The sequence below is a fragment of the Paenibacillus sp. 11B genome (assembly GCF_030487755.1).
Classification (GTDB): domain Bacteria; phylum Bacillota; class Bacilli; order Paenibacillales; family Paenibacillaceae; genus Paenibacillus; species Paenibacillus vandeheii.
The window spans coordinates 587,184-605,975 of sequence record NZ_JAUKNS010000002.1; the positions used below are offsets into that span (position 1 = coordinate 587,184).

The window sequence follows — 18,792 nt, forward strand, 5'->3', positions numbered from 1 at the left end:
CCATGAGAGGAATTATTTTCGCACTATTAGGCGGTGCATGTATCACCCTGCAAGGGGTCGCGAATACCCGAATCAGTACGGACATAGGCACGTGGCAAGCCGCAACCATTACACAGCTCACCGGGTTCATACTGGCGGCTCTGATCCTGGTATTCGTACGTGACATCAACCTGCAAGGATTGAAGCAAGTGAAGCCCATGTACCTGGCGGGGGGCGCATTTGGGGCAGTGATTATTTTCAGCGAAGTCACGGCAATCCAGCAAATCGGAGTAACCTTTACGATCTCAGCCCTGTTGATTGCACAGCTGTTCCTGACCTTTCTGGTCGACAGTAACGGATGGTTCGGCGTCGTGAAGCAAAAAATGAAACTACCGCAATTTCTGGGTATAGCATTAATGGTAACGGGCGTCATTATTATGAAACTGTAACTGGTGTCGAGTATATAGTCGGGGGTGAAATACATTATGGAAGAATACCAGAATGAGCATCAATTATTGCACTATTTGAAGCAGTATCAACTCGAATCGGTATTTCACGAGCCCCTGCGTACGCATATGACGTTATGCCATTTCGAGAAGTGCGAATTGATCTGCCGTGAAGGCGAAACTTCCGAATATTTATACGTGCTGGTCGAGGGGAAAATCAAAATCTTCACGACCTCACCACAGGATAAAACACTCGTTCTTTGTTTCAAAACACCACTTGAAGTCGTTGGTGATGTCGAGTACATTCGGGAGAGCGACATCGTGAACACCGTACAGGCGGTCTCACCTGTCGTGATGCTGCGTATTCATTATCAATGGTTGGCTGAACTAGCCAGCGATTACGCACCCCTGTTGAAATTTCTGCTCAAAATTATTTCTCACAAGTTTTATATTGATTCGAACTTCTCCAACTTCAACCTGATGTATCCGGTTGAGGTTCGATTAGCCAGTTATTTGCTCTCGATCTCTACAGAAGAAGCGGGGGCTGTTGTCCACGAAGAACTGGACGCTTTCAATTTGACAGATATCGCAAATCTCATCGGCACGAGTTATCGGCATTTGAATCGGGTGATTCAGAAACTATGTGCGGATGGATTAATTATCCGGGATCAGGGATTTATTATGGTCAAAGATCGAGCGGGTCTGGCAGAAGTGGCGGGTCATAACATCTATGAATAAGGAGATCTATATCCTATGATTATTACAGGTATTTTGCTAGCGTTACTGGCAGGCTCTCTTGTCAGTCTGCAGACCATCTTTAATAGTAAAGTAAATGAACGTACCGGCTCGTGGTCCACAACAACGATGGTGCTTTTCACCGGGTTTATTGCATCGTTTCTGATTTCTTTGGTGGTGGAGGGGAAAAATACGTTCAGCTTCCAGCACATGCAGCCCTGGTATTGGCTTAGCGGAGCCATCGGTGTTGGGGTGGTCTTCTGTCTCGTACAGGGAATGAAGCTGCTCGGTCCTACCTTTGCCATCTCTATCGTACTCACCTCCCAGTTAAGTTTCGCCCTGCTGTTTGATTCCATGGGTTGGCTTGGACTGGAGCAAATTCCATTCTCGTGGAACCAGCTTCTCGGGGTTCTGGTCATCGTAGGCGGTATCTTGTTGTTCAAGTTTGGCGGCAGCAAGTCTGCAAAATTGAAAAAATCTGCTAGTGCGTTGCAATCCGACTCCTAGAAAAACAATAAAAAGAGTGTCTGTCCAATCCCGTTGATTGGCCAGACACTCTTTTTGGCAATTGATACGAGCAAGTATCGTTAATTCACATTAAACAAACTCTACGTTATGGTACACCTGCTGCACATCTTCAAGGTCCTCAAGCGCATCGATCAGCTTCTCGAACTGGGCTTGTGCGTCCTCTGGAAGTTCAATATGGTTTTGCGCCAGCATCGTCAGCTCGGCTACGGTGAACTCGGTAACGCCCGCCGCTTTGAATGCTTCCTGTACAGCGTGGAATTGGTCTGGCTCAGCGTAGACGATAACCGATTCATCTTCGTCCACAATATCACGTACATCCACATCTGCTTCAAGCAAGAGCTCAAGCACTTCTTCTGAAGTTTTGCCTTCAACCCCGATTACCGCGGTAGGATCAAACATATAAGCAACTGAACCACTCACACCCATATTACCCGCGTTTTTGTTAAATGCGGAGCGCACTTCCGGTGCAGTACGATTCACATTATTGGTGAGGGCATCAACGATGACCATGGCACCATTAGGCCCGAATCCTTCATAACGCAATTCTTCATAATTCTCGTCCCCGCTACCTTTTGCCTTTTCCATGGCGCGATCAATAATGGCTTTGGGTACGTTGTACGTCTTGGCACGTTCCAGCACGACTTTCAGTGCGCGGTTCGCTTCCGGGTCCGGTTCGCCCTTCTTGGCAGCTACATAAATCTCAACGCCGAATTTGGCATAGACCCGGCTTGTATTTGCATCTTTTGAAGCTTTTTTTTCTTTAATATTATTCCACTTACGACCCATATCGTTTCCGCTCACTTTCAACATATAATCTGCTTTCTACCTAGTCATTATATCTTGTTGAGCGTACTTCAACAAGTTTAGACTCACGAAATAATGGTAAAGGGCAAGTCAATTTCACCTTGCCCCGTTTAGAAATCCCAAAAGAAAACGACCCAAAAACGCCAAAGAAGCAATTCCATAAGGAATGCTTCTCTTCACGAATTCAACTAATTAAGCATGAAATTGCTGACCATCCAGCACTTCAGGCACATAGCCGGCACGAATGACGAAATCTCCAAAATGCTCACCATCATTGCGCTCTCTGGCATATTGATTCACCATTGGAGTCAATGTTTCCAAAATTTCGGTTTCGCCAATATTTTCTTTGTACAATTTGTTCAAGCGATGCCCTGTAAAACTTCCGCCAAGATACATATTGTATTTCCCCGGAGCTTTGCCGATGAACGAAATCTCAGCCAGCATTGGTCTCGCGCAGCCGTTCGGGCAACCCGTCATACGAATGACAATCTCTTCGTCTCTCAGTCCCGCTTCGTCCAGTACAGGCTCCAGCTTGTCGATCAGGGAAGGCAGATAACGTTCGGATTCTGCCATGGCAAGACCACAAGTCGGAAGCGCCACACAAGCCATAGAACTTCTCCGGAGCGCTGAGTAATGAGCGCCGTCGGTCAGATTGTATTGCTGAATCAGCGCTTCAATCTTTTTCTTCTTCTGGCTGCTAACATTACCAATAATCAGGTTTTGGTTAGCTGTCAGACGGAAATCTCCAGTATGAACCTTGGCAATTTCACGCAGACCCGTCATGAGCGGATAACCGTCCACATCCTTCACTCGTCCATTCTGAATGAACAAGGTGTAATGCCATCTGCCATTGCTGCCTTTCACCCAGCCATAACGATCTCCATTATGATCAAAATGGAACTCGCGCGCCGCATCCAGCTTCCAGCCGAGACGACTGGTCAATTCCTCCACGAACCAGGCCAGGCCGCGGTCATCGATTGTATATTTGAACCGGGCATGTTTACGTACTGCACGATCCCCATAATCCCGCTGAATCATAACCGTCTTCTCCGCGACATCAATCATTTGCTCTGGTGTACAGAAACCAATGACTTTGGACACCTGAGGATAAGTCTTCGGATCACCGTGAGACATGCCCATACCACCGCCGACTGAAACGTTAAAGCCTTGCAGCTTGCCGTTCTCCACAATCGCGATAAAGCCGAGATCCTGTGAAAATACATCGACATCATTGGATGGAGGAACGGCAATTCCGATTTTGAACTTACGCGGCAAATACACTTTGCCATAAATCGGTTCCACTTCTTCATCCGAATCCTGTGAATCAATAATTTTCTCCCCATCCAGCCACAGCTCGTGATAAGCACGGGTACGCGGGTCAAGATGATTGCTCACCTGGCATGCCCATTCATATACTTCAGCATGAATATCCGATTGATTCGGATTCGGGTTGCACATCACGTTCCGATTGACATCGCCACACGCAGCAAGGGTGCTGAGCAACGAATCATTCACTTCACGAATGGTATTTTTGAGGTCCCATTTGAGAACACCATGCAGTTGAAATGACTGGCGTGTCGTCAGACGAATCGTCTCATTCGCGTATTTATGAGCAACACGATCCATCATCAGCCATTGTTCGGGTGTAACAACCCCTCCGGAAGCACGCACACGCAGCATGAATTGGTAAGCAGGCTCCAGTTTGGATTTATTCCGCTCATTACGCAAGTCACGGTCATCTTGCATATAACTTCCGTGATGTTTCATCAGGCGGTTATCGTCCTCGGGAATTGCTCCACTGATTCGATCCGCCAGTGTTTCAGTCAGGCTTCCGCGCAAGTAGTTACTTTTGATCTTTATATCTTCCACATCGCTGTTCGTGCGCTGCGGGTTAAGTAAGTTATTATAAGCCATGCTGCTTTCTCCTCTCGTATCTACGGAATGCCTTATCTGGCATATACTCTGAAATTAATACACATCCCGCTGATAACGTTTTTCCTGTTGCAACCGTGTCAAGTATTCTGCTGCCTGTTCGGGTGTTAAACCACCCTCTTGTTCAAGAATTGTTGCGAGTGCAGCATGAACATCATGTGCCATTCTTTTCTCGTCGCCACAGATATATACACTTGCACCTTCCTGCAGCCACTGATACAGCTCTTTGCTGTGTTCAAGCATCCGATGCTGTACATATACTTTCTCTTCCGCATCACGGGAAAAAGCCACATCCATCTTCGTAAGAACGCCGTCCTTAAGCCAGCGCTGCCATTCGGTCTGGTACAGGAAGTCGGTGGAGAAATGCTGATCCCCGTAGAATAGCCATGTCTTGCCTCCTGCACCCGTCTCTTCACGTTCTCCAAGGAACGATCTGAACGGAGCAACACCTGTACCTGGCCCAATCATAATGATTGGAGCATCCGGGTTCTCCGGCAGTTTGAAGTTAGGATTTTGCTGAATAAAGACAGGCAATGTATCACCGATTTCGGTTCGTTCAGCCAGATGAACAGAGCATACACCGTAGCGCTCTCTGCCACGTGAATCATAACGTACTGTGCGAACGGTCAGATGAACTTCATCCGGGAAAGACTTCGAACTGCTGGCGATCGAATATAGACGTGCCGGGATTTTACGAAGCACCGCTACAAATGATGCAGCCGGAATACCTTTAAGCCCATAGTCATGTACCAGATCGAGCAAGTCACAGCTGTTCATCACCTTGCGAAATTCCGAATCATCTGCGAGCAGAGCGGGCAACCCGCTTCCCGGATTCAGCTTCGCGAGCTGTTCAACAACCGGTTTGGTTACCGCTGTAATTTCAAAATAACGCAGCAATGCTTCACGTACCGATACCTGGTCTCCAGCTTTATTCACCGTAACGCGCTCATCCGCATTCCATTCCATGGCCGCAATCAGCTCATCGACTAAGCGTGGATGATTTTCAGGGAATACACCCAGGCTGTCACCCGGTTCATACTCCAGATTGGAACCTTCCAGGGACAGTTCAATGTGACGGGTCTCCCGGTCCGATCCTCTTCCGTTCAGATTGAGATTTTCAAGCACTTCTGCTTTAAATGGATTCGTGCGATTGAATTCCGATTCCCCGCTGCTTACTGCAGCTACAACCGCTTCACTGGTTATCGTACCTGCAGCATCCGATGAGCTACTGAGTGAAGCAAGTACAGCATTCATCCACTCCGCTGCTGCTTCATCAAAATCAACATCACAGTCCACACGTGGTACAAGCGCTGTTCCGCCTAGCTCCTGCAAACGATGGTCAAAATCTTTTCCTGTCTGGCAGAAGAACTCATACGAAGTATCTCCCAGCGCCAATACGGAGTAACGCAATCCTTCGAGCTTCGGAGCTCGTTTGCTATGCAGGAATTCATGCAATGGTATCGCATTATCCGGCGGTTCGCCTTCTCCATGTGTGCTGACAATAATGAGGAGATTCTCTATTTTTTTCAGTCCGTTCGGTTTAAAATCTCCCATTGCCGACAGGGTCACCTGAAGCCCCTGCTCTTCCAGCTTTTTCACCAGTTTCTTGGAGAGTCCGCTGGAGTTCCCCGTTTGTGATCCAAAGAGTACCGTGACTTCTCTGGACACCGCTGGTGTATTTGCAGGAGTAGTTATACCTGCTGAAGTTACGGGCTGTTGCACTTGTGCAACACCAGCAGTTAAAGCTGCAGTTCCCTGAATGGCTGTCAGATATCCGCTTAACCATGTTTTCTGTCCATCGTTCAATGTAGGAATAAGGCGATTGAGCAGCTCAACCTGTTCCTGATTAAAAGGGCTGTTTGTCACTTGAAGTTCCACCATTTGCCACCTCGCGCATTGCTTCAATTTTAATTCCTACTAAAATGATCATATTAATTTCTACTCTCTTGAACCTACCATACCCGGTGGTAAGGGTCAATTTCGATGATTTTATAGCATTTATCAGTTTCGCTGATAAAGGACAATTAAACAACAAATACCCTCCTTTTCAATTCAGGACGGTTGTTGTTTTTAATATTCATTTGGCCGCAAGCTTAGGTAGAAGGGTTATGCGGAATATATTCGCTAAAATGATTCTCCAGCACTTTGCTTTTATCTCCATATACTCTGTCCAGATGATTCTCTCCCCACAGACAGATGCGGTCGATGATATTCTGCAGAGTAAGGCCATACTCTGTCAGCTCATACTCTACCTTGGGCGGAATCTGGGGATGAATGATCCGGTGGATAATTTCATTCTTTTCAAGATCACGCAGCTGCTGGGTAAGGACCTTTTGAGTAATGCCGGGAATGGCTCTGCGAAGTTCGCTTGTTCGTTTTTTACCTGATATCAACTGATACAGAATTAGAATCCTCCACTTTCCACCGACCAGTTCCAGCATCGCCTGCACTCCGCTTTCATATTTTTTCAGTTCATGTTCCATTCGTAATCCCCCTTAAATCACATATATGTATATCCCTTATTACCTTATTATTAGTAACCGAAGAACCTCAAGGTTTCTACAGCACTCGAAGGTGCGTACTTCTCAATAAGATGTCATGAACCTTATAATAACATTGGTCAGAACGTTAAACCAAAAATGAAGAAAAAAAGGATGGTTACTCCTACATGAAAGTCAAACTGGTCGTTACTCACCCAAGACAGGATTCCCTAACATTTGCCGTGATGAATCGTTTTATAGAAGGTATGAAGGAGAATCACCACGAAATTGATATTCTCGATCTGTATCGTGATGGATTTGATCCTTTATACAGTGTAGAAGATGAGCGAGATTGGCAAAATCCCGACAAGCAGCATGCCCCTGTGATTCGCAAAGAGCTGGATCGCGTGCTTGCGGCTGATGCCATTGTATTTGTTTTTCCGATATGGTGGTACAACGTCCCATCCATGCTCAAAGCCTATCTGGACAAGGTATGGAACATGGGACTGCTGAACAGGGTTAACTCCAAAAAGGTACTCTGGATTGCTCTAGCTGGAGGTACGGAGGCTTCATTCCATAAATACGATTATTACAACATGATCACGAATTATTTGAATAACGGGATCGCTGGCTATGCCAAATTACAGGAGTCACAGGTAGAATTCCTCTACGAGACGTTATCGGAATCCAAAGAACATATTGAAGGCTTGCTGGAGCAAGCGTATCAACTCGGCAGACATTACCAATAACCGTTGCAATGCAAAAAGACAGCGTCCATTTAACCATGGCGCTGTCTTATGCTGGTTCATATTTCATCCAGTGATGGCTTTGAAATTAGAACACCTTCGTTGTCCACGACTCACAATTCCATGTCTCCGTAACCACATCGCGATAGAATTCAGGTTCGTGAGAGATCAGCAGAATGCTGCCTTTGTATGCTTTGAGCGCACGTTTCAATTCTTCCTTGGCGTCAACGTCCAGATGGTTCGTCGGCTCATCGAGTACAAGCAGGTTCGTTTCATTATTGATCAGTTTGCAGAGACGCACTTTGGCTTTCTCGCCACCACTCAGAACCGCAACCTTGCTCTCAATATGCTCGGTAGTCAGTCCGCATTTTGCGAGTGCAGCACGCACTTCAAATTGAGTGTAAGAAGGGAACTCCTGCCAGATTTCTTCGATACAGGTATTGTAATTCGCTTCCTTCATCTCTTGTTGGAAATACCCAATCTCGAGGTGTTCACCACGCTGAACGGTTCCTTCCAGTGCTTGAATCTCACCCAGAATGCTGCGCATCAGGGTTGTTTTACCGATACCGTTCGCACCAACGAGGGCGATCTTCTGTCCACGCTCCATACGCAGGTCCAGTGGTCTCGATAACGGCTCATTGTAACCAATGACAAGGCCCTTCGTTTCGAAAATGAGTTTGCCGGACGTTCTGGCATCACGGAAATTGAATTGTGGTTTCGGTTTTTCCTTGGCAATTTCGATGACATCCATCTTGTCCAGCTTCTTCTGTCTGGACATCGCCATGTTGCGCGTAGCCACACTGGCCTTGTTCCGGGCCACAAAGTCCTTGAGATCCGCAATTTCCTGTTGTTGGCGCTTATACGCCGACTCCAGTTGTTGTTTTCTCATCTCGTGAACCTCTTGGAAGTGATCATAATCGCCCACATAACGCGTGAGATCCTGATTTTCCATGTGATAGATCAAGTTAATTACACTGTTCAGGAACGGGATATCATGCGAGATCAGAATAAAGGCATTCTCATATTCCTGCAAATAGCGTTTCAGCCATTCGATATGCAATTCATCCAGATAGTTCGTAGGCTCATCCAGGAGCAAAATATCCGGTTTTTCAAGCAGCAGCTTGGCGAGCAGTACTTTCGTCCGCTGTCCACCACTAAGGTCATTAACGTCCTTGTCCAGACCGATATCGGTCAGACCCAGACCGCGTGCTGTCTCGTCCACTTTGGCATCGATCATGTAAAAATCCTGATTGGTCAGCGTATCCTGAATCGTACCTACGTCCTCAAGCAGCTGCTCCAGTTCCTCAGGAGTTACATCGCCCATTTTGCCATACATATCATTCATTTCCTGCTCCATGTCGAACAAATACTGGAACGCACCACGAAGTACATCACGAATGGATTGTCCTTTGTTCAGCACGGCGTGCTGATCCAAATATCCGACACGCATGCGTTTGGACCACTCCACTTTGCCTTCATCCGGCTGGAGTTTACCTGTAATAATGTTCATGAAGGTCGATTTACCCTCACCATTGGCCCCGATCAGTCCAATGTGTTCGCCTTTCAGCAGGCGGAAAGAAACGTTGTTAAAGATAGCACGGTCACCAAAACCGTGACTTAATTTTTCGACATTTAATATGCTCATTCATGACACCTTTTCTATATAGACTTAATTCTTTGTATATTATAATCGTTATATCATGCACAACTCAACGCCATATTGTAAATTTAGCACCATTTTTCAATGAAATGTCCTGCATTTCGACTCTCGATCCACTCAAACTGAAACCGATGGCATTTGCCTTATATGTATGGATGGGTTAAAATTTTTCCTTAAACGACTTACTACTATAAGAATGGAGCTCTCTTGGAGAGCATCAGGTGAACATGATGATTGAAGTGAAACAATCCAAATTGGGTGATGGGGAATTTAACCGCGGCGTATTTGCGACCGTAGACATTCCAAAAGGCCAGCTGATCCATCAGGCTCCGGTTGTCCCTTATCCCAATGAAGACCACGAGCATGTGGAGAAAACAATTCTCGAAGATTACGTATTTGAATACGGAGCCAACCATACGGCTATCCTGTTGGGTTATGGCAGTCTGATCAACCATTCCTATCAACCCAATGCCACCTATGATATCAACTTCGAAAACCATACCTTTGACTTCTATGCCTATACAGATATCAAAGCCGGTGAAGAAGTACTGATCAATTATAATGGCGAGGAAGATAACATGGACCCATTATGGTTTCTAGATGATTACGAAGAACGTATGCGTGAGTTGAACGAAGCAAGTGATGGTGAAGAGGATGCTGATGACATTGATTCTGCGTCCCAGGACACGGACTCAAGCAAATAAGATCTTGATGATAAACTACAGCAGTAGGGCAACTATGTGAACAAGACTTTAATAATCTGCGCCCTCATCCGTTGTAGCTTTGATACAGCGGCTATGTCGTTGTCTAAGGCAAACTAAACAAGCCAGTCCTCCACCAAGGAAGACTGGCTTGTTTAATTTATTGCGTTTTCACCACATTTCCCAACATCGAACCAATCTTAATCAGCAATGGGAGGGTCGGTGTGCAGATCCTGATCCGGTTCAGTCATTTTCCACTTTGTAAACGCAACTTCGAACCCGGCACGCTTCGGAGAACAGAGAAACGGTCCGGCCTGCTTGTTCGTCGGATAGGCAAACCTCGCTACCCGAATCGTACGCCAAGGATGCTCGTCCGTACGGGCGCGAATGACCACCGCTTCGTCATGATATGAAGCCCGAATGGTAACGATACGCCCACCCCACTCTGGCACAGGTGAGAGCGACCAATCGGAAAATCGATCCGTTACGACAGCTCCTACATGAGCCACGCCATCGTTTACTTCAACCCCCGCCTTGATCCATTGGTCCTGGCCGTGCCAAAGCATCAATCCGGCCTGATCATATAATTCCGTGAATGAACTCAGATCAAATGAGACTTCAACTGCCTTGGTTCCATCCCATGGCGCAAGCATGGCATGTCCATTCTGATGACAGAAACCATAAAAGGTTTTCTCCCAGAAGTCACTGCCCTCCTGTGCCTCCACAATCAGACGGTCACCTTCCGTTCGTGCCTGAGCCGGTTCGGTTGTCCACTCGGCATCATGAATCCGATGAAAATTAGCTGACATGATTCTCCCCTTCCTTCCACTTTCACGTCTTGTATCTTCGTTACCATATAAAATGAACTGAAGTCTATGACACTCTGACACTTCAATTGCAGAACCATCTTCCGATCGCTGTTATCCCCAGATTTTTTTGATCCATTTTTAAATGGAAAAATCCGGGGATAAAGGCGAACGCTCCGCTTCTTCAGATTGGTTCAGCACTTTCCGTTTCCTGTAGTCTTCTTTCTACTTTATATAGACACAAATTACAACACGTGAGTTCATCTAAATTAAAGAGCCCAAGTCCGATGCGGCTGTAGGATATGCAAAATTCATGGTGTTTAACTGATCGGTCGTCAAATCAAACTGAATCGCCATCGCGAACAGGTTAATCAGTTCTTCTGTTTTGCCACCCAATACATGGGCACCCAGGATACGCCCCGTTGCCTTATCAGTAATAACTTTGGCCATGGAAAATTTTTCATTCGTACGTTTATAAGTATACCATTTCGACATGTCATTTACCTTCACCTCGTAGCCCTCTTTCTTGGCCTGCTCGACATCGAGGCCTACAGAACCCAGGGATGGCACGGTAAATACAATCGAGGGCATCACTTTATAATTGGGTTTATGATGATTGCCTTCAAGCAGATTCAAGGATACCGCGCGTGATTCCTGGCCTGCAAGCGGCGTTAGTGGAAGTCCTTCCGTGGCGGACACATCACCAGCTGCAAAGACTCTTGAGTTGCTTTCACTTTGCAAATACTCATTAACGATAATACCTTTTTTCGTATAGCTGACATTGCCCTTCTCCAGTTCAAGCCCCTCTATATTCGGAATGCGTCCGGCTCCATGGACAACAAGTCCACATTGCCATTGATGATCCGCCCCATTACGGGTTCCGCTAACCACATACGTGTTGCCCTGCTGACGAATCGCCTTCACTTCCGCATTCAAGTGCACGTGGATGCCTACTTCTTCGGATTTTTTCAGCAGAAGGTGCACCAGTTCGGAATCAAACTGTTTCAGCGGCTCTTCGCCTCGATGGATAATATGGACTTCCGTGCCAGCTCTGGCCGCAATATGTGCAAATTCAAAAGCAATGTAACCGCCACCCACCAGAACCAATTTATCCGGCAGCTGTTCCAAATCAAGAAAATCATCACTGTATATCAGATGCTCTGCACCATCAATAGGAAGTGGGGCTGGACGCGCACCTGTTGCGATTAAAATATGTTTTCCCTGCAGGACTTCGTCTCCTACACGAATGTGATCTTCGTCGACGAAAGAAGCCTTGCCGTGGAACGTATCCATCCCGGCCTGTTTGAACTTATCCTCACTGGCTCTCGGAACACTCTCGGTAAATGTTCGCTTGAACGCCATCAGCTCCGACCACCGAATAGAGGCGTTACCTTCCACTCCTTTGCCCTTCATTCGTTCATTCCAGTCGATAAGTTCAGCTGCTCCTGCAAGTACTTTTTTGGGATCACAGCCCCGTAATGCACAGGTTCCACCAAACTTTCGTTCATCAATTACGGCAATTTTCCACCCAGCTTCGGCGCAGCGGCTAATCACAGAACTTGCGGCACTCCCGGTTCCAATCGCGATCAAATCATAAGGTTGTTGTGTCATGTTGGCTCCTCCTCTTCATGTGTAACCGTGAAATACAAACGCATGAATATCAAACTATAATAATCCTGCCTTTTGCAGATAATCCGTTGCCACTTGTTGTGGACTTGCTCCATTAACGTTTACTTCGTAATTCATTTGACGCATCTCATCGTCCGTGATACGACCTGCAAGTTGGTTCAGTACCTCCACCAGCTGCGGGTATTGGTCTGCCGTTTCTTTGCGGAGCATCGGTGCTCCCTGATATGGCGGGAACAATTCCTGATCATCCTCCAGCACAACGAGTTTATACTGTCTCAGTTCACTGTCTGTGGAGTAAGCATCCAGCAAATTGATGTCCCCACGCTGAACGGCCGCATATCGCAGTTTCGGCTCCATAGTTGCTACGTTCGGAAATTGGATGCCATACTTCTTCTGAATGCCAACATATCCGTCTTCCCGATCTGAGAATTCCAGTGTAAAGCCTGCCTTAATCTGCTGCTGTACCGACTTGAGGTCCGAGATGGTCTTCAGATTATACTGATCCGCAACCTTTTGAGGCACAGCCAACGTATACGTATTGTTGTAATCCATCGGGTTGAGAAGAACCATATTGAATTGGCTCAGCATCCCGTCCTTTGCCTGTTCATACACTTCTTTGCGATCGGTGCTGACTGCGGTTTCTTTCATAAATTCCGAAATGGCGGTACCCGTGAATTCCGGATAAATATCAATATCACCTGATTTCAGGGCATTGAACAGAAATGTGGTTTTCCCCAATCCGGGTTTCAATTCAACCTTCAGATCGGTATCTTTATCAATCAGCAATTTGTACATATTAATGAGAATCTCCGGTTCTGCACCCAGCTTGCCAGCAATAACGAGATCCTTTTGCCCTCCACGGGAGAGCCAGGGAATCGTGATCACCAAAACGGCCACCAGAGCAAGAGTTCCGAGAGTAATCATCGTTTTCCTGAACGATAGGCGCTGGAACTGACGCAGCAGCACATCAAACAAAATCGCAAGCAATGCGGCCGGGATGGCTCCCAAAATAATCAATGCAGTGTCGTTTCGGTCAATGCCGAGCAAAATCAATTTACCCAGGCCACCCGCACCAATTAGGGCAGCAAGCGTTGCTGTACCTACAATCAGAACCATGGCAGTACGAATGCCTGCCATAATAACAGGCATCGCGAGTGGCAGCTCCACTTTGGTCAGACGTTGACGACTGTTCATGCCCATGGCATTCGCTGCCTCGACCATGGAAGGATCGACTTCGGATATGCCAGTGTATGTATTGCGCAGTACCGGAAGCAATGCATACACCACTAGGGCAATGATCGCAGGAAGTGTACCGATGCCAAATAACGGGATGAGCAATCCGAGAAGCGCCAGGGACGGGATCGTTTGCAGTACTGCCGTAACCCCAATTATCGGCTCAGCCACTCTCGGTTTCCGTGTTAGATAAATGCCGAGCGGAATAGCGATCAGAACGGCAAAGAACAACGCGATAAATGAGATCTGAATATGCTCAAGGAGAGCAGACAGCAATTGTCCTTTGCGCTCGCTAAACACCTCCGTAAATTTACTCATGTCCTTCACCCCGTTCCTGCAGCTGACCGGACCAATACCGGATCAGATCGGCTCGACTGACCTGGCCTATAATCTGGTGGTCTTTCTCGACCAGCAAATGATCATGGGAAGCCATGATCTCCACAAAATCCGGCAGTGTAATCGATACGGGAACAGCCGTTTTGACTGACTTAGGTACATGCCCGGGTGCGAGTGGTGACATGATTGTTTCAAGATCAAATAACGAAGTTAGTCGTTCTTGTTCTCCGGAAGCCTTTTGCAATTCATACATCGTGTCCCCACCAGATACAGGCTGTGAACTCCTATCCGGACCAGGACTGCCAACAAAGTCACGTACAAATTCATTGACCGGCTGCTGGATCAGTTCTTCCGGGGTACCCACCTGCAACACTTGCCCATCCTTCATGATACAGATGCGATCCCCCAGCTTCATCGCTTCCTGAATATCATGAGTAACAAATACAATCGTCTTCTTCATCTGACGTTGAATATCCAGAATATCATCCTGTAATTTCTCGCGGCTTATCGGGTCGAGTGCACTGAACGGTTCATCCATCAATACAATTTCGGGATCGGCAGCGAGTGCGCGCAATACACCGATTCTCTGCTGTTGTCCACCAGATAGCTCAGCAGGCTTGCGATCACTGTATGTGGTTCCTTTCAGTCCAACCATGTCCAGCAAAGTATGTACGCGCTCCTTGATTTGCTCTGATTTCCACTTTCTCAGTTCAGGAACAACCGCAATATTTTCGGCAATCGTCATATGTGGGAACAATGCAATCTGTTGCAGCACATATCCGATATTCCAGCGCAATTCATGAATGTTATATTCATCGATGGGTCGTCCGTTAATCCGCACGGTTCCATCTGTCCGGTCGATTAGGCGATTGATCATTTTGAGCATCGTGGTTTTGCCACAACCGCTCGGACCAATCATGACGAACAGCTCTCCCTTATTAATGTTGAGATTCACCTGACGCAGAGCATGGGTTCCATCAGGGTATTGCTTGGATACATTTTCGAACTGAATCATCCGTTCACTTCTCTCCTTTATGAAACATTCATTCTCATCTATTTCCCCAAAATTATAGACATATAATCACCGTGCTGGACTGAGGCATTGTTGTTTCTATAGAAATCGGTTATGTACGGATACCTCCAAAGGTTGAACAATCAACAAAAAAGACGGGCATCCAGGCACCATCTTCTTATTATTATGCAGTATTTCCTTCCAATATTTTTATAATGAATGGGGACATCATAAAAAAGGAAAGTACACTTTCCAGACTGATCAGTCAAGAAAATAAATGCTTTGGTTTTTGACAGAGTGGTATAATGATTATAGAAGTTCGTTTTATCCAATTACCATTACGATCATGCCAACATATAAAGGAGTGTAGCGATATGCATATTCAAATTACAGATTTGGCTGCTGCGCGATTGACTGAAAGCCTGAATGATCAGCCCGGTTATTTCAAAGTGATCTATGACATGGAAGGTTGTGGCTGTAACGGAATTATTGCCATACTCATCGTGGATGAACCCGAAACTCTGGATGTACAGATTGAAACCAATCTGGTGCCGTTCTATGTCGATCCGAAGCAACAGTTGAACCTGGAGCAGCACATGAAGCTGGACACGGAACCCAACTACCCTTCATTCAAATTAAGCAGCGATTCCGGCGTACTCAGCAGCAATGTCCGTGTTCGGGATGCCCGCGCAGTGGCTGCTGGAAGCTCCGGCAATTCTGTTTCGTGCGAGCTGTAATTCACAGTTTCTTTTCTAGTAAGACGAGAACTTGATTCGCATCTATGTGCACACAAAGACTTTGCACCCAAGGTGCAGAGTCTTTTTTCGTGTTTTTTTCTCGACAGAACATTAAAAACTATGAATCTCGCAAACTTTGTTTACAACTCGGAAACAATTGGAGAATCTATGGATATAATCCTCTAGTATACTCGGTATATAGCAAAGCACGAGATTGATATAACCCGAGGAGGAACACACATCATGAAATCTTTCACACGTAAATCTATCGTATCCACGATACTCATAGGATCTGTCGTAGCAGGCTCAGCATTCACAACACTGCCCTTCACGAATGAGATGAACCCGGTCGCATCTGCTGCCAGCTCCAGCTTCACTCAATTCCTGCAAGATAATGCACCTGGACGTACAATCAAAACGAGCGGTGGTCTGGCAACGGTGACGAATCTATCAAGTACAGTTGTGCTTGTGAATAAAAAGAGAAATCTGCCTTCGACCTATGCCCCTCAGGATCTGGTTGTTCCTAATATCCCATTCAGTTTCTCTGGCTCCAGTCCGAAAAAGCAAATGCGTAAAGTGGCTGCTACCGCGATTGAGAAATTGTTCGCAGCAGCAAAAAAAGACGGCATTGATATTAAGGCTGTGTCCGGCTATCGCTCTTATGCGACGCAGAAATCCATTTTCGATCGAAATGCGAGTATCAAAGGCGAAGCTGTTGCCAATAAAACCAGTGCTCGTCCTGGACAAAGTGAACATCAGACCGGCCTTGCAATGGATATCTCCAGCGCATCAGCGGGATATGACTTGCAGCAAAGCTTTGGGAACACCAAGGAAGGCAAATGGCTGAAAGCCAATGCACATAAATACGGATTCATCATACGTTATGGCAAAGATCAGGAGAAACTGACAGGCTACTCTTATGAGCCATGGCATGTGCGTTATGTTGGTGTGTATATTGCTGGGGAAATTACGAGCCAGAACCTTACACTCGAACAGTACCTGGAGCGCGCCAAATAAAAGACCAGGAACCTGAACAATTAAGTAACATTCGTTCCGCTCTCATATGACTATAGTATGTAAACGAATAGATGAGCTTACAGGATGGGGCCCGGGATCGGGCCTTTCGTTCCTGCACCACATCTACACCTACATAAATAAGCAGCAAATATCATTCTTCTTTAGATTAAGGACCTACAATTTTCCTGAAAACGACTGGCAGTCTCTTTACGCTTTCCGTTCCGGCCCAAGAACCCACACCAGCAAGAAGTGCATTATGAAACAGATAAAGTGCAACATTGTACGCAAGGGTACCCAGCACCATCTCCACCACTAAAAAACGTTTTAGTGTGGAGGATTCGATGACATAGACCTGAAACTCATTTCTGGACTTCCCCTCCCTATACCTTGTAAGGAGTGTTTTCATGAATCACCTCTACTGTTTTATTTTTATCGTATGGCAGGCAGATCTTGTCTTATTCAAAAATAATACTAAATAATACTTACATAAAGTAACTAAGTGTGTTATAGTCAGTTTAAATCATACATAAGCGAGGGAAACAACCATGAGTGAACTGGAGAACCTAGTTAAAAACCGCAGATCCGCCATTATTTTTGAAGAAGGAATTGAGATTCCAGAATCGGAACTGCAAGAAATGTTTGCCCTGAACAAATTCGCACCTTCCGCCTTTAACCTCCAGCATACGCACTATCTGGTGCTGACGGACCCGACCCAGAAAGAGAAAGTATACGAAGCTTCACAGCAATATAAAGTGAAAACCGCCTCTGCGGTCATCGTTGTCCTCGGCGATATCAACGCACACCATCATATACGCACAATCAATGAGGGCCTGCTGAACCTTGGCGCGCTTACTCCGTTCCAATACGAGCAAGAATCGCAGAGCGTCATCGAATTTTACGAAACGCGGGGAAGGTTCTTCCAGAGGGAAGATGCAATTCGTAATGCCAGCCTGTCAGCGATGCAATTGATGCTGATCGCTCAGGATCGTGGTTGGGACACCTGCCCCATGATTGGCTTCGACGCTGAAGAGTTGCAACGTAGCTTGGATATTCCCGACCATTATGTACCTGCCATGCTAATTACGATCGGTAAAAAATCAGACGCCAAACAACGTCCGCGCGGATACCGCAAACCGATTAACGAATATGTCAGCTTTAACAAAATGCATGCCGAATAACGAAAAGATGCAAACCAAAAAGCCACGATCTCGTGGCTTTTATACGTTTCATATATGAAGCGTTTCAGACATTTCAATTTTATCGTCAAACGATGCATAACGCGATTGACAGTGATGTAACGGTATCGATGTCGCTAGACTGAATATAACCTCGATAATCGCAGAGATGCACCAGCACCCATTGTTTAAAAAGTTCGTCGGTAAGATCTCTGGTAATATCCATTACAATTCTTCTCCCCAGACATAAAGTCCTACGATCTTTCTTTTGTCAAAAATATATATGAATATTTTTTTATACCATGATAGCATTCGAAATGTACCCCATAACCGTAATGAGAGGAAGGAAAACCAATGGAATTCCACATTGAAAACCTGCCAACATCCCGAATTGCCTATGTACGACAAGTGGGTCCTTATGGCCCTGCGAACAGCCAGGCTATGGAAACGTTAAAGAACTGGGCTATATCCAAAAACCTGCTTACGGAAACAGCCATCTTGTTCGGCATTCCCCAGGACAACCCGGAAACCACGCCCCCCTCTCAATGCAGGTATGATGCTTGTATTGTCATATCGGAGGATTATTGTCTGGATGAATCGACTCCCCAACTTGAAGAAGCTGAGCTTCCTGGCGGGCAGTATCTGGTTTGCAAAGTCAAACATACCGCAGAAGATGTGAAGCAAGCGTGGACTGAGATTTTCCCGTATTTAGAGAGTAGCGGTTACACAATGGACAACAAACCCATATTGGAAAGATATACGGGTGATCTCCTTCCTCTGGATGTTTGCGAAATATGCGTACCCGTAAAGTTACAATAAGCTAATGCAAAGTTAGT

19 protein-coding genes are annotated in these 18,792 nt (G+C 46.2%); 9 read left to right on the forward strand and 10 right to left on the reverse strand.

Translation table 11 applies throughout. The features are described 5' to 3' along the window. The first annotated feature begins 2 nt into the window (after positions 1–2). Genes Q0V21_RS10990 through Q0V21_RS11000 form a run of 3 tightly spaced genes read left to right on the forward strand, consistent with a single transcriptional unit; the run spans position 3 to position 1,667 of the window. The gene (locus tag Q0V21_RS10990) at positions 3–428 is read left to right on the forward strand and encodes a DMT family transporter (protein WP_079344274.1); all 426 of its coding nucleotides are present in this window, start codon (positions 3–5) and stop codon (positions 426–428) included. A 36-nt stretch (positions 429–464) separates the two neighbouring features. Further along, on the forward strand, positions 465–1,163 hold the full coding sequence (locus tag Q0V21_RS10995; RefSeq protein WP_301878886.1) for a Crp/Fnr family transcriptional regulator: 699 nt from the start codon (positions 465–467) through the stop codon (positions 1,161–1,163). 15 nt (positions 1,164–1,178) lie between these two features. Next, on the forward strand, positions 1,179–1,667 hold the full coding sequence (locus Q0V21_RS11000; protein WP_483312369.1) for a DMT family transporter: 489 nt from the start codon (positions 1,179–1,181) through the stop codon (positions 1,665–1,667). A 90-nt stretch (positions 1,668–1,757) separates the two neighbouring features. Here Q0V21_RS11000 and Q0V21_RS11005 read toward each other — a convergent pair whose 3' ends face one another. The 4 genes from Q0V21_RS11005 to Q0V21_RS11020 form a co-directional block, all read right to left on the reverse strand. Next, positions 1,758–2,474, reverse strand: a complete 717-nt coding sequence (locus Q0V21_RS11005) for a YebC/PmpR family DNA-binding transcriptional regulator (protein ID WP_024633833.1) — start codon at positions 2,472–2,474, stop codon at positions 1,758–1,760. A gap of 210 nt (positions 2,475–2,684) precedes the next feature. After that, positions 2,685–4,406 (reverse strand): assimilatory sulfite reductase (NADPH) hemoprotein subunit, encoded by a 1,722-nt coding sequence (cysI, locus tag Q0V21_RS11010; RefSeq protein WP_301878887.1) that lies wholly within the window; start codon positions 4,404–4,406, stop codon positions 2,685–2,687. Positions 4,407–4,460: 54 nt separating this feature from the next. Beyond that, positions 4,461–6,302, reverse strand: a complete 1,842-nt coding sequence (locus Q0V21_RS11015) for an assimilatory sulfite reductase (NADPH) flavoprotein subunit (protein WP_301879541.1) — start codon at positions 6,300–6,302, stop codon at positions 4,461–4,463. 215 nt (positions 6,303–6,517) lie between these two features. Beyond that, positions 6,518–6,907, reverse strand: coding sequence for a winged helix-turn-helix transcriptional regulator (locus tag Q0V21_RS11020; RefSeq protein ID WP_024633829.1), 390 nt, complete (start codon positions 6,905–6,907; stop codon positions 6,518–6,520). Positions 6,908–7,092: 185 nt separating this feature from the next. Between Q0V21_RS11020 and Q0V21_RS11025 the strand changes: the two genes are divergently transcribed. Further along, positions 7,093–7,653, forward strand: coding sequence for an NAD(P)H oxidoreductase (locus Q0V21_RS11025; RefSeq protein ID WP_301878889.1), 561 nt, complete (start codon positions 7,093–7,095; stop codon positions 7,651–7,653). A gap of 85 nt (positions 7,654–7,738) precedes the next feature. Here Q0V21_RS11025 and Q0V21_RS11030 read toward each other — a convergent pair whose 3' ends face one another. Beyond that, the gene (locus tag Q0V21_RS11030; protein WP_301878890.1) at positions 7,739–9,295 is read right to left on the reverse strand and encodes an ABC-F family ATP-binding cassette domain-containing protein; all 1,557 of its coding nucleotides are present in this window, start codon (positions 9,293–9,295) and stop codon (positions 7,739–7,741) included. A 245-nt stretch (positions 9,296–9,540) separates the two neighbouring features. On the opposite strand from Q0V21_RS11030, the gene Q0V21_RS11035 reads away from it, so the two are divergent. Then, a complete protein-coding gene (locus Q0V21_RS11035) occupies positions 9,541–10,014 on the forward strand; it encodes an SET domain-containing protein (RefSeq protein WP_301879542.1) in 474 nt (157 codons plus the stop codon). A 197-nt stretch (positions 10,015–10,211) separates the two neighbouring features. Here the strand turns inward: Q0V21_RS11035 and Q0V21_RS11040 are convergent, their stop codons facing one another. The 4 genes from Q0V21_RS11040 to Q0V21_RS11055 all read right to left on the reverse strand — a co-directional run bounded on the left by Q0V21_RS11040 (position 10,212) and on the right by Q0V21_RS11055 (position 15,030). Next, positions 10,212–10,820: a DUF1349 domain-containing protein gene (locus Q0V21_RS11040; RefSeq protein WP_053782107.1), complete on the reverse strand. Its 609-nt coding sequence runs from the start codon at positions 10,818–10,820 to the stop codon at positions 10,212–10,214. A gap of 261 nt (positions 10,821–11,081) precedes the next feature. After that, positions 11,082–12,428: a dihydrolipoyl dehydrogenase family protein gene (locus Q0V21_RS11045; RefSeq protein WP_079344267.1), complete on the reverse strand. Its 1,347-nt coding sequence runs from the start codon at positions 12,426–12,428 to the stop codon at positions 11,082–11,084. A 54-nt stretch (positions 12,429–12,482) separates the two neighbouring features. Further along, positions 12,483–13,997 (reverse strand): osmoprotectant update ABC transporter permease/substrate-binding subunit OpuFB, encoded by a 1,515-nt coding sequence (opuFB, locus tag Q0V21_RS11050; RefSeq protein ID WP_079344266.1) that lies wholly within the window; start codon positions 13,995–13,997, stop codon positions 12,483–12,485. Continuing rightward, positions 13,990–15,030, reverse strand: coding sequence for an ABC transporter ATP-binding protein (locus tag Q0V21_RS11055; protein WP_079344265.1), 1,041 nt, complete (start codon positions 15,028–15,030; stop codon positions 13,990–13,992). The genes opuFB and Q0V21_RS11055 overlap by 8 nt, the downstream gene beginning before the upstream one ends. 371 nt (positions 15,031–15,401) lie before the next feature. On the opposite strand from Q0V21_RS11055, the gene Q0V21_RS11060 reads away from it, so the two are divergent. Together Q0V21_RS11060 and Q0V21_RS11065 are read left to right on the forward strand one after the other, a co-directional pair. After that, positions 15,402–15,764 carry an iron-sulfur cluster biosynthesis family protein gene (locus tag Q0V21_RS11060; protein WP_079344264.1) on the forward strand — a complete coding sequence of 121 codons (363 nt, stop codon included), beginning with the start codon at positions 15,402–15,404 and terminating at the stop codon, positions 15,762–15,764. A 243-nt stretch (positions 15,765–16,007) separates the two neighbouring features. Beyond that, positions 16,008–16,781, forward strand: coding sequence for a M15 family metallopeptidase (locus Q0V21_RS11065; protein ID WP_079344263.1), 774 nt, complete (start codon positions 16,008–16,010; stop codon positions 16,779–16,781). A 166-nt stretch (positions 16,782–16,947) separates the two neighbouring features. On the opposite strand, the gene Q0V21_RS11070 is transcribed toward Q0V21_RS11065, so the two are convergent. Beyond that, on the reverse strand, positions 16,948–17,187 hold the full coding sequence (locus tag Q0V21_RS11070; RefSeq protein ID WP_024633819.1) for a hypothetical protein: 240 nt from the start codon (positions 17,185–17,187) through the stop codon (positions 16,948–16,950). A gap of 139 nt (positions 17,188–17,326) precedes the next feature. Here Q0V21_RS11070 and Q0V21_RS11075 point away from each other — a divergent pair, with 139 nt between their 5' ends. Beyond that, positions 17,327–17,959 (forward strand): nitroreductase family protein, encoded by a 633-nt coding sequence (locus Q0V21_RS11075; protein ID WP_079344262.1) that lies wholly within the window; start codon positions 17,327–17,329, stop codon positions 17,957–17,959. Positions 17,960–18,310: 351 nt separating this feature from the next. After that, complete coding sequence (locus Q0V21_RS11080; RefSeq protein ID WP_079344261.1) at positions 18,311–18,775, forward strand: AraC family transcriptional regulator; 465 nt, start codon at positions 18,311–18,313, stop codon at positions 18,773–18,775. The last annotated feature ends 17 nt before the right edge of the window (positions 18,776–18,792 follow it).